The sequence below is a fragment of the Parabacteroides sp. HGS0025 genome (assembly GCF_000969845.1).
In the GTDB taxonomy this organism is placed as follows: Bacteria; Bacteroidota; Bacteroidia; order Bacteroidales; family Tannerellaceae; genus Parabacteroides; species Parabacteroides gordonii.
The window spans coordinates 1,212,938-1,225,616 of sequence record NZ_KQ033903.1 but is presented as its reverse complement, the minus strand read 5'-3'; the positions used below and the strand labels follow the sequence as shown (position 1 = coordinate 1,225,616).

At 45.4% G+C, this 12,679-nt stretch carries 5 protein-coding genes; all 5 read right to left on the bottom strand.

Annotation, left to right across the window (positions count from 1 at the left end):
* Window positions 1-533 precede the first annotated feature (533 nt).
* The 5 genes from HMPREF1212_RS21655 to HMPREF1212_RS21635 all read right to left on the bottom strand — a co-directional run bounded on the left by HMPREF1212_RS21655 (window position 534) and on the right by HMPREF1212_RS21635 (window position 12,510).
* Window positions 534-3,365 (bottom strand): NPCBM/NEW2 domain-containing protein, encoded by a 2,832-nt coding sequence (locus HMPREF1212_RS21655; RefSeq protein ID WP_046151048.1) that lies wholly within the window; start codon window positions 3,363-3,365, stop codon window positions 534-536.
* Window positions 3,366-3,447: 82 nt separating this feature from the next.
* The gene (locus tag HMPREF1212_RS21650; protein WP_369800858.1) at window positions 3,448-6,180 is read right to left on the bottom strand and encodes a GH92 family glycosyl hydrolase; all 2,733 of its coding nucleotides are present in this window, start codon (window positions 6,178-6,180) and stop codon (window positions 3,448-3,450) included.
* Window positions 6,181-6,233: 53 nt separating this feature from the next.
* Window positions 6,234-8,582: a glycoside hydrolase family 95 protein gene (locus HMPREF1212_RS21645; RefSeq protein WP_198293292.1), complete on the bottom strand. Its 2,349-nt coding sequence runs from the start codon at window positions 8,580-8,582 to the stop codon at window positions 6,234-6,236.
* A 115-nt stretch (window positions 8,583-8,697) separates the two neighbouring features.
* The gene (locus HMPREF1212_RS21640) at window positions 8,698-10,401 is read right to left on the bottom strand and encodes an alpha-L-fucosidase (protein ID WP_082099961.1); all 1,704 of its coding nucleotides are present in this window, start codon (window positions 10,399-10,401) and stop codon (window positions 8,698-8,700) included.
* A gap of 147 nt (window positions 10,402-10,548) precedes the next feature.
* A complete protein-coding gene (locus HMPREF1212_RS21635) occupies window positions 10,549-12,510 on the bottom strand; it encodes a glycoside hydrolase family 97 protein (RefSeq protein ID WP_046151292.1) in 1,962 nt (653 codons plus the stop codon).
* Window positions 12,511-12,679: the final 169 nt, after the last annotated feature.

The window sequence follows — 12,679 nt, the reverse complement described above, 5'->3', positions numbered from 1 at the left end:
TGCATCCCCTTTACAGTAAACTTGTCAGAATACCAACAATTGACCTGAGTTCGATAAGAACTCTTTCATTTTTTTGCCAAATATATAAAAAATACACTAATGTCAGTTTCTTATATTAAAAAAAATAAGAATTTGATACTCTTCTCACTCAAATCTTTATGATATAGAACACCTCTAAAGCCTTTTTTACATATTTCTGTTTTTTAGATATCCCTTTTTTGAAAGAGTTCTTATCGGACTAAATCACTTATTTAAGAAAGGTTACAACGAGTTCCCATCTTAATATTCAAATAACAAGCTGATATAAAATACTTTTTACACAAATAGAGTATACGCCTGCTTAACTTTAAAATACGTTTATTGATCTATTTTACATAAAGCTGGATGCTCAAAATAAAGACAAACCATCCTTTAAATAATATGAACTATCACACCAACTATCACAGCTCATACACATTGTTATTCAACAGATATCAAGCCATGAATGATAGTGTGATAGTTATATTAAACAATACTGAAGTAAAAGAACCTTTTTATTTCTCTATCACCAGCCAGGTATTTCCACGAGCAGGAATAGTCACCGTAATATCTATCGTATAATCGCGATTCAGTTTATAGGCAACCGGAGCATTCTCTTTTTCCCTGATCTTCGCTACATCGGAGATACCAGTGTAATAAAGCGAAAGCCGGATCGTACGGGTGATAGCCCGGTCGGTCGGGTTGAACAACAAGGCAAACCCTTTTTCTTTTTCGTCCGGGTTCACATGCATAAAGCCGTCCCAATCGCGTCCGTCGGCACGGCGCAGGTGGATCAGTTCGCTGTTGAGGATATTACGGTATTTCTTATACCAGTCGATCACCTCGACTACGGCCGCTTTTGTTTCCGGGGTGTCATATAGACGGGGGCCACGGTAACAAGCCTGTACGCCGGCTCCGTAATTCTGGATCATGTGGGCTTTATAGTCGGGGATATGATCTTTCAGAGGTTCCAAGGTAGCGGCCGCTCCACCTCCGTGGTATTGGGTAAGCGGGACGAATGTCCAACACATGCCCGGAAGACGTTCCCACAAACCATCATACATCACCTGACGTCCCAGCACCAACTGACGTTCGCGGGGAAGCGACCAGTTTACCTCACGGTAACCGATACCGACTTTCGATCCGCCATTCAGCATATAACCGCAATCGGGGATGTTGGTATAAATACCGGTTTCACACATCCACTGATACAGGTCGACTATTTGTTTACGTTGTTTCCATTGGGAGTCTTTCAAGCCCTTATGATGTGCATGCGTGGTAGAGGCGCAGACATTCCCCGGATAAGAGCCATCGTTCTCGAAAACAGTCATTCCGGTCTTTTCAAAGAAGCCGCGTATCTTGCGGAAATAATCGTAGCCCCATTCGCTAGAGAGACAGGGGGAACTTCCGAAGATCATACCTCCCCGTTTTCCTGTCTCCGGATTGATTACATCCACTTCATCGCTGATCCACCGGCTGGACAGCAGGGAGTAACCGCCAAGTTCTATTCCTTTGGAATTGGCATATTCGGTAAATTCCTTGAATTTGGCAATGTTCGCTTCACTTTCATCCTCCATATTCATTCCTGAACCGAAGCTGAGGATCACCATTTCGTAGCCGGTTTCGGCACATTGGTCGATCGCCGTTTTCACCACCTTCGGATCGGAAGAGACGCAATGCAGGAAGATCGGGTTCTCAGTTGTCCAGGGAGCGATCTTCCGATACATCCGTTTCTGGAAAAGGCCCTTCCGCTCACGGTCGTCGCTATCGAAAGGCATCAGCCAGGTACGGAAGCTTTCAAATTTACCACCGTCAGGAATATCTTCATCAGGCCCCATAGGCAATTTTACTTCCAGCAGGCACGGTGTCAACAAGGGATAATTACATTGAGAAGTATAACGAGGATCCACGCTCCAGTTTTCCGTCCGTTCCGCTTCCCGTTCGGTAAAACCGAGGAAGGCCCAGTCGCTTTCCACATGGATATTCGGTTTAAGGAACTGCTCCGGCCTTTTCGCTTCTACCGGGGATTCGGGTTCGGCCATAGCCAACTGTTCGAGTGTAAATTCATCCAACGTTATCTGCATTCCGGTTTTATTCTCGATCTCAAACCATTTGCTGATACAGGGAAGGCCGTCATAGAGGGCATAATTCAGTTTGACTTTGACACCTTTCAGATAATCCGGCCCTTCCAGGTAGAAAGAAAGTACTTTACCGGATGTTTCTCCCGGCTTCACAAGCGACCAGCGTTTGTTTGCCCACTGAATGCGGGGCGTTAATTCTGTAATATCAAATCCAGTCACACGGAAAGAATTCGGTAGAATAGTTAAACTGTCTATCCATTTATATTGTGTATAACCATACTCGAATTGTCCGTCGAGACCGCCGAGCGTATAAATCTTATCATCGATCTTCAAAACTCCTTCATTACTAACGGCACGGAGCATGCTTTCGCCTGTCATCTGATTGATCAGATCGACGGTAGCGAGATTCGGATAGATACGGAATATACGACTTACCAGGCCGTTGTAAAGGACAATGTCTTTTCCGTTATGTGTTTGATACACGCCGGCTTGTATGCCTTTGGCATCGAGCAACCAGTCTGTTTGGGGACGTACCACCGGCAGATCGATCGCCGGTAAAGTGGCAATCTTACTTCGCAATGTCCTTTCTATTTCAGCAGGCATTGTCTCAACGGCTCCCTTATAATCGGCATTTACCAGCGAAGGTTTGATCTCGTTATAAGAGAAAACAGGATCGATCCAGTCGGCATGGTCTCCGCTGACGCCATCACCACCATCATCCACAATCAACTCCAATACATCTATTCCGGATACATCGAGTGAGATCTCACGAGCTTTCTCTCCTCCGCGAACCATTCCGCTGTTATACATTTCCTTCCCGTCACCTACCAGACGGAAAACAACACTTCCTTTATCAAAAGAACCGTCCCCGGAACCGACTCCGACAAACTGTTTCTTCCCTCCGGTACCGTCGGTACGGTAAAACAGCATCGTCCCGTCCGTCATCGGAATTTTACTGAAGTCTTCTTTTTTATAATCCAGCGAACGGTCGTTTACACCAACCTTGCAGGTGAATTGCCCGGTGTTCTTTCGCAGGCTCAGTTTGATCTTACTATTTGACTGCACACCGATCCCTTGTCCAAACTGTTCACCGGCCACCGCCAGTTTCTCACCGGTAACGGCTGCATTCTTCATAGGTGATCCATACTGTTGATAAGCCAGAGACAGATCCATCTCAGGCAAAGAAATTGTATTTTGGGCACTTGCGTCCCAAGCAGAGAAGAAAAATCCTCCCATAAGGAGAAATAAAGAAAGAATCTTTTTCATGGTAGTTAAAAGTTAGAATATATATAAGTCCCCAAAGATACTTAAAATATCTCCGGAGACTATATAGGTTACATAGAACATTTTATTTGCCCCAAGCTTCATTGGGAGTATCGCCCAGCCATAATTCCAATACTCCTCCATCCGAAAAGACGGTATGAGGAATCTGAAAAGAATTATATTCCTTTCTGTTAAGCTGTGCACGTTGGATATAGCAATTGGTTGCCGAATTGTTGTAAGTCTTTATCTTGAAAGACTTTCCCTTATAATAATCAGCATCCAACGAAATGGTCACCTCATCAAATACCGGACTGGTTATGTCATATTGCGGATCACGGGAAGAACCACCATCCAGGGCAAACAAGCCGATCGCCATCAAAGAGCTTACACCCCCCATCTGGCCCTGATCCTCATCATGTCCGCCATATCCTCTATCGGGGCCAATTGCTCCATAGGCCTGCTCCTTCACCCGGCGCACCCAATATTGCGTCAACCAGGGTTTTCCGGCATGTGAAAAGACATGGGCGTTCGAACATCCCGGCTGGTTCGCATAGCTGACATAGCCACTACCATATCCATACACAAAATCGGTATCTTCCGATCCCCTGAAAGCATAATCCAATTTACTGCAAAGGCAGTCATTACCCCCCATCATCTTCGCCAGAACAGGGATTGCATGCGAAATTCCGAAGGTGGCCTGCCAGGCATTCGCTTCGACGTATCCGTTACCGCTCAATGGGTCGGTATGAAGCCATTCCCCGTCGGCCTTCTTCGGCAGAATCAATCCCAAATCCTTGTTGAAGGAAGCCGGCCATCCGGTTGCCCGTTTACGGAAATAATCGGCATCCCCTTTCTTTCCCATTTTAGCAGCCATTTCAGACAAAGCCCAATCCTCAAAAGCCCACTGGATCGTCAGTCCTGCATTTCCGGGACAATATCCGTTGCGGACATAAAAGTCCAGTTCCTTATCCATATCCAACGCCAGCATACCTCCTTTGGAGTGATTCCGTTTCATAGCGCGGAAAGCATTCTGCGGATTCCACTTCTTCACAAGCCCTTTCTGGAAAGCACTCGTTATAAGGGATGTGGCCGGACATCCCGACATGATATAAGAGTAGCCACCGGCACAAGGGCCACGGGGAAGCAGGTTGCCGTTTACATCGTACTCGAGCAGGGAAGCTGCAAAGTCATCCAGTACGGAAGGATAAGCCAGTCCCCAAAGCGTATTCAGGTTCCATTGAGTCAACCAGAAGGCATCGGAGTTGTACATATGATGTTTCACTTTTCCCTGTTTGTCCTTTTCCAGTTGCCGCACATGAAAACGGATATTTTTCGTCTGTGCTCCCGACCGGGTTCCGTCCGTATAATCGGGATATTCACCATTATAATCGTCGAGTTTATGTCTTCCCAACAAGGAATGCCATAGATCGGTATAGAACTTCATCTTCTGGTTGTGGCTTCCTCCTTTCACATCGATACGGCCCAGCCATTCATTCCATTCCTGTTGTGAGTTCTGTCGTACCTGGTCAAAGTTCCAGTGGTTGCAGTCCTGCTCCAGGTTCTCCCAGGCATTGTCCGTACTGACATACGATATAGCGACCTTCATCTGCAATTGTTCACCTGCCTGTACCTGATAATTTGCCTTCACGCCGGAAGTAGGGGCATCATGATAACTCATTCCCCGGTTTCTGGGAGTACTCTCTTTCGTCCCCTGTAACTCGTTTATATCCGTAAGCCGCTGTTGGTCTACCCAACCGTCCAAAGCCTTGAAAGGAGTATCGAACGTCACGGCAAAATAGATCCGAACTACATCAGGCCCTCCCCACAACCGTCCGGTGGTATCGAAATAACCTTCTACACTGTTGTTCCCTTTCTTATTCACATGGGCGTTTACCATTGTGGAAGTGCCGACATAACCACCCAAATTCAGCAGGATATCAGCCGGATTGTCTTCCGTATAGGTGAAACGGTAGAAGCTGACACGGTCGGTAGCCGTTTGTTCCACCCACATTTTATATTTATCCAGAAACAACCTGTGATAACCCGGTTGAACAATCTCTCCCTGATGCAGGAAAGAGGATTTCCAGAGTTGTTCGCCGCCTGTCGGGTCTACATCTCCCGTAACCGGCATTACCGTCAACCCGGAAAGCATCCAGCAATGGATCTGTGGGAAACCCAGCACTTCCGTCGAATTATAATTATATCCGCCGCCATACTGATTTTTATTTCTTGTCAGCGGTGCGGCCCCTATCATCCCATAAGGTTGATTTCCGGTGATAAAGAAGAAGTACCGTCCCCGGGCAGTCTCGGTATAAGGATTGACCCAGGATACGTAGTCCGTATAATCATCAGGGGAAGGAAAGACCTCGATCTCTGAAAGTCCTACCTGAGTACCGGCGGCATCGGTCACCTCAAATCGTACCCATTCGACCTGTCTCGATTCAAACTCTACCTCTTTGGGGCTCCCGTCGTTAGCTATTCCCCAAACATTGATCTTACTGCCGTCACTAAAATGCAATACGCCTCCGGCTATATGAGATTCCTTGGCCGGACGGTCATACAAAATGATTTTATTGATATTCACAGGTTGCTCCCAGTCCAACTGTATCCAGGGATAATCAATCTGCCCCCAGAAAGTTTCAGTACTCTTGGATACCCATTCGCCTTTATCCAATACCCGTATCACTCCATCGATTGCCTTGCTTGCATCACGACCGGCATCCACGGAAGAGGAAGCCGACGCACGGGCTTTCGGGGCAATATTATAAGGCGTAGCTTGCATCATTCCCCAAGGGAAACCTCCCAAAAGAAGGAACATAAAAAGTTTCAAATATGTTTTCATAAGATAAAAGACCTTTTGCCGGCCATTCTTTAATTCATTATTACATTTGTTCCGTCAGCAACCTGTAATTTCTTCACCTTATCACCATAACGGACGCTCACCTTTTGTGGTTTGTCCGAATAGATCCGGGCAGAAACCAGTTTTCCTTCTTTCCACTGCATATCTACCGTATATCCTCCACGTGCACGCAGGCCACGTATCTCTCCTGTTTTCCAGCAGGCAGGCAATGCAGGCAGCAGATGAATTTCTCCGTTATGACTTTGCAACAACATTTCGGCAATACCTGCCGTACCTCCGAAATTACCGTCAATCTGGAAAGGCGGATGAATATTGAACAAATTATTTTGAGTAGTTTTGCTCAGCAACATCTGTACATTATTGCCGGCCTCTTCCCCATCTTGCAAACGAGCGTAGAAATTAATCATCCAGGCACGACTCCAGCCGGTATAAGAACCTTGCCGGTTCGATTCGTTCTCATTGTAGAAGCGACGACGTTCTATGGTTTTCCGGGCAGCCTCATACAACTCTTTCTTGTTCGAATTGATCGAAGTACCGGGATAAAGACCAAAGAGATGCGAAATATGGCGGTGACCCGGTTCTACTTCTTCGTAATCTTCAATCCATTCCTGAATAGTCTGATAACGTTTGCTCACCCGTATAGGAGGCAGTTTACGCAAGGTCGCGGAAAGCTGTTTGTCGGTTTTCGGATCGGAGCCTATCACTTTGCCGGCCTTCAGACAAGCATTGAACAACTCGTATATAATCTCGATATCCATCGTTGCGCCATAGGTCAGCATATAATGCTCGCCATTGGGCAACTTGTATCTGTTTTCCGGTGAATTGGAAGGAGCCGTCACCAGATAGCCGTTCTTATCTTCCACCAAATAATCCATGATAAATTCAGCCGCTTCCATCATGGCCGGATAAGCTTCGTTCTTCAGATATTCCTTATCGTTGCTGAAAAGGAAATGTTCCCATTGATGCAAAACCAACCAGGCACCTGCTATCGGGAATGTTCCCCATCCTACTCCATCGGCAATAGCTGTTCGGCCGAAAGGATCGGTCAGGTGATTCATCGTCCAGCCCTTGGCATTATAGGTTTTGCGAGCTGTTACCCTACCCGGTACCCGAAGCGCGTTGATGAAATTTGAAAAAGGTTCTACCGTCTCCGACAGATTGCATACTTCAGCCGGCCAGTAGTTCATCTGAATATTAATATTCGTATGGAAATCGGAACTCCAGGCAGCATACATATCTTCGTTCCACAATCCTTGCAAATTGGCCGGAAGTACACCCGGTGTCCGGGAGGAATTCATCAGCAGATAACGTCCGTACTGGAAATAAAGAGTAATAAGAGAAAGATCGGTTTCTCCGTTCTTCACCCGTTCCAACCGGCGGTCGGTCGGCAATACGGAAGATTCCCCCATGTTGAACGTCACCCGGTTGAACAGACTACTATGCTCTGTTATATGTGTTTGTTTAATCTTTTCATAAGAATCCTTACCCAACCGAGCAAGGATACGTTGGCAAGTTTCCGACGGATTGATTTCCCGGTCAACATCCAGTTGCGACAGATTATAGTCTGTAGCCGCCGTCAGGAAAAAGACAACCTCATCGGCTTTTTCCACATAAAACCCATTATTCAGTGTCATCAGTTGTCCGCCTTTATGAAACCCGGCAATCCGGCCGGCAAAACGCATATGTGGACCGATTGCACCTGTTTCCGCTTCCGGCAAATCTACAATCTGCCCCTTTATCTCCAACTCGTTGGCCGAAACCGGATAAGCTGTAGCATCCTGTTCCCTGTCATAATGCAACCGGAACGTCAAAGCCCCCGGCCTGTCAGCCGACAAACGAATAACGACAACATCATTTTCAGCAGAGACGAACACTTCACGTTTATAAGTCACCTGGCTTAACGCATAGGAGACAGAGGTGATGCCGGTCTCCAGATCCAATTCCCGCTTGTAGCCGGAAACAGCCGGATTGACGCTGCCGGTCAATAAGTCTATATAAATATTACCAAACGATTGATAAGAACGAATACGCAACGGATCGCTTTTCATGTATTTCTCCGACAGTTCCACCGCCTTTCCGATCTCTCCATTTAACAGCAATTGTTGTATTTCGGGTAGTTTAGCGGCAGACTCTGCATTGGCGTCACTCTTAGCTCCGGCCCATAGGCTTTCTTCATTCAACTGAATGGTTTCGCGGCGGTAATCGCCATACACCATCGCTCCCAAACGACCGTTCCCGACGGGTAAAGCTTCGTTCCAATCTTTTGCCGGCTTGTCATACCACAATCGGCAATCCTGATGTTGCGCCGATAACATGGTCGAAACTGTACAACAAAGAATGATAAATAGATTTCGTTTCATAAATATAGTAGTACTTTATTATCCAACGCAAATATAAATTACCATGTTTCCTTAGAAAATAGCAAATAACTGCCTATTCGGTGGACTATTATTGTTTACAGAACCTTGTTTTCAATCAGAATCGTACAGGCTTTATTTTGACCGCGGATAAACTAACATCTTGACGGTTGCCTTCTAATAATCGAACAGAAACAGTATGTTTACCCGGTTTATCAAAACGTATCCAACCAACAGGCTTAAATCCGTAAATAGAGGAAGAGCCTTGCTGATTCTGTATCCGGAGACCTTCATCCGTACTGATCTCCCATACCTGACGCCCATTACCCTTTACTTTCAAATCAACATGATATATCCCAGGATCTTTAACTTCTATTTCCCAAGTAACATTGCCATCTTTAAACAGATCACTCACACAATAAACATGCTTCCACTCTCCGAATTTCTCCATCCAACTTTCTTTTCGTATCGTACAATCCTTAGCAGATGCAAATTTCACAGAGAGCTCTTCTATACCGGTTTCAGGGTCTGGAGCAATTGTGTTATCCACTACAATGTCCCCTTTTATTGTCAGTTCGATAATAGAGATCATCGGGTCCGGTGCTTTATGAGGAATATCCAGTACTGTCCATGAGCTTTCTTTCGAAATCTTTACCTTATGCGGCTTCTTTTCACCGATAATGGCAGCAGATATTATTTCCGATTTAAGGCCGGGAATATATAATTTGCCAGTCGCAGGCCAGTCATATACTGCCAGATAAAGTTTATTATCTTGGCAGACTACATCTCCCCAAGGTAAGGCATGTTTCCAAGGAGACGGATCGGCACCGTAAATCATTTGCGGATACTTTCCGATCCATTTGCCGGATGAAAGAAGCGTCTGTTCCGCATAGTCCGGAACATTTCCCAGTCCATCAGGACCAATATTCATCATATAGGTTCCTCCACGTGCTATTGTGGATATCAGATACATCAGGATCTGTTTAGGAGTTTTCCAATTCTGATCGTACCAGGCATATCCCCATGCATCGTTCGTCACATCCACACTTTCCCACAGACCGTCTATGTTTTCCAAAGGGACTTCCATATCACCCAACGTCTGATAATCCCCCAGATTATAACCTATACGACCGGAAACCAGTGCACCAGGTTGGTTCTTATGAACGACCTCCACCAATTTTTCGGCATACTTCTGAGGAATACCTCCCGGCGTATCAAACCAGATGAGTTCTATATCTCCATAGTTCTTTGTTATTTCCTCCACTTGCGGAAGACACTTCTCATGGAAATAATCATCAAATGTTTTCGGATTTCCTTTTGCATCCACACGCGATGCGCCGGAAGCTCCGGGAGTAGTCCAATCTTGATTGTGGGAATAATAAAACCCAAAGCCCAATCCCAACTGCTTACAGGCATCAGCCAATTCCTTCATCGGATCGCGGCCAAAGGGAGTCGCATCTACAATATTGAACTCATCGCATTGTGAATCGAACATGGCAAAACCGTCATGGTGTTTACTTGTAATGATAATATACTTCATTCCGGCATCTTTCGCCAACCGGGCAATCTTCATGGCATCGAATTGCGAGGGATTGAACTCTCGGGCTACTGCTTTATATTCATTTTTATCTGCATTCGCCATATTTACATCCATCATCCACTCTCCGATTCCATAATAGGTTTTTCCCTGCCATTTATTCCCCAAATGAGAGAAAAGCCCCCAATGGATAAACATGGCGTAATTTCCCCATTCGAAAAGATGTCCGCGTACATTTGTTACATTTGTCGCCTTCGCTTGCTGCTCACCCCACATTTTATCCATTCTCTGCTGACTAGATAGGGGAGAGATTGAAATCATAGAAACAACTATACACCCCAAAATAGTCTTCAGAATACACGATCTAAACATAGATGTTCCCAATCGGGATCTTTGGAATATTGTATATACATTCATTATTATAATACCTTATTATTTTTGCATGGAGATGCGTGCCACAAAACCTCCCCCCGACATCAATTCTTCCTTTATTCGCTGTCCGGAATGTATTTTACTTTTCTTCACCTCGATCTGTTTCCGATTACCGGGAGTATCCGAAGCTATTTCTATCTTATATTTACCTTTAGGCAAGAAGTCCAACTTTGCATCAAACGTCCTGGTAGTCTCTCCGTTAAGAACGGTCAGATACCAGACATCTCCCTTTCTCCGGGCCAGAGCAGCCAACTGTCCGATCTCACTTTCCGGCAATACGATCGTTTCATCCCAGGTTACCGGCACACTTTCTATAAACGATCTACCCGGACACGACAGCATATCTTCCATATCTGCCGCAAAGATCAACATCGGAGAAGTGAACATATAAATTGACGACAACTGATGTCCAAAGGTCACGGATGGATGACAAAAAGCACGAAAATTCATCGGTGTATAATCAGCCGGCCCAACCAGCCAGCGGGTAAATGGCAATACCGTATTATGATAAGGCCAGGGCGGACCCGGAGCCCAGCTGTTCTCTCCGCCCACACACTCCAGTCCTCTTACAGCTTCTTTCGCCAGCAAGTTCGGGTAGGTATACGAATCGCCTGTAGGCTTATTCACACCATGAAAGATAACCATCAATTTTTCTTTGGCTGCAGCTTTCAGAATATCCTCCATCAGATTGACCGTAAAAGCATTCTCTGTATGGAAAAAGTCTATTTTCAACCCTTTCACCCCTACTTCCGCACACTTCTTCATAAAGTCGGCACGCTCCTCTGCATCGACCAAACCCACATCAGATTTATTTCCAAACCGAGGAGACGAGGAACGCCATACCCAGATATCTACATTCTTTTTCCCTGCATAATCCACCAGTTCCTTCAACATCTCCCACTTGGTCCGACCGTTTGCATCTTTTTCCGTTTGTTGCCACAACTCCCAGCCATCATCCACAACAACAGACTCGATTCCCAGTTCAGCACATCCGTCCACATATTTTTTATGATTGGCTACACTCAGCCGGTCATTACCTTCCACCAACCAAGTGAATGTTGCTCTGCCCGGTTTGATCCAGTCAGTCTTCGCCCCGTCAGGGAAAAGTGTTTTATCCGGTTGGTCGGATACCTGTTCAATAATCCGGTTATTCACCAAGCCATTCAAATCTTTTGCCAACATAAGTATACGCCAGGGGGTTACAATTTCTTTACTCTGGTCTTTCGGAGAAACAATCCATGGCGTATCACGTACTTCTTCATGCCAGTATTTCGTAGGCGGAAGACCGGTTATTATTCCAGTTTCCACATGCCCTTTATTTTCTACATAGCCAAATTGTACACGGTTCGGAGCTGTTCCAAATAGTACCGCTCCGTGATAATTGAACAGATTCGCTTCCGTGATCGCTGCATAAACTCCATTCGGTAAATGAAAAGTGGCAGGCGGTGCCAGCAATTCACCAGTGATATGATCGGTCTCCCGTTCCTGATATTGTTGCAGCCAGCCATACTGGAAAGGACCGCTGGCATACCAGGTCTTAGTTTTTGACGGAAAGATAAATGAAGTTTCCTCTCCATAAATACAGGCAGGACCTTCTACCGGAATACGGTAACGCAAGGCAATACCATCAGGAAATATCCGGGCATCCAGATAAAAAAGGCTTCCGTCGGCTTGCTGTAACTGATAAACAAGCGTATTATTTTCCTTTTTTTCCTTGTTAAGCAGCTGAACGTCTTTTCCCAGCTGACGGTGATCGACATTCAAACCTAAAGGAGCTTCCCGAATAACTGAATTTTCCTCATAAGAGACATCCAGCACCAATTGTTTATCGGCATTCGCCTCTATTTTCAATTTTACCGGGGTAGCACCAGATACTGCGTCTACGACCTTCGCTTTTACTATCTGATTTACATTTAACAAAAGCAATGCAATTACTAAAAACTTAGATATACTATTGTTCATTTTAAGTGATATTAGATTTTCAAACATTGAAATGGTAAAAATAGGAAACAAACCCAGCATAAGTCTTCACAAAATACGAGCATTATTTTGCAAAATCCAGGATTTAGGGTACAGTTTTTACTGTATTCCAAATCCTGGATATAAACGCTTCGGTTTTATTTTGAACTAT

What these genes read in the sequence shown, in the direction of transcription:
- HMPREF1212_RS21655 (WP_046151048.1), bottom strand. Translation starts at nt 3,365, where the DNA reads ATGAAAAAGATTCTTTCTTTATTTCTCCTTATGGGAGGATTTTTCTTC.
- HMPREF1212_RS21650 (WP_369800858.1), bottom strand. Translation starts at nt 6,180, where the DNA reads ATGTTCCTTCTTTTGGGAGGTTTCCCTTGGGGAATGATGCAAGCTACG.
- HMPREF1212_RS21645 (WP_198293292.1), bottom strand. Translation starts at nt 8,582, where the DNA reads ATGAAACGAAATCTATTTATCATTCTTTGTTGTACAGTTTCGACCATG.
- HMPREF1212_RS21640 (WP_082099961.1), bottom strand. Translation starts at nt 10,401, where the DNA reads ATGGATAAAATGTGGGGTGAGCAGCAAGCGAAGGCGACAAATGTAACA.
- HMPREF1212_RS21635 (WP_046151292.1), bottom strand. Translation starts at nt 12,510, where the DNA reads ATGAACAATAGTATATCTAAGTTTTTAGTAATTGCATTGCTTTTGTTA.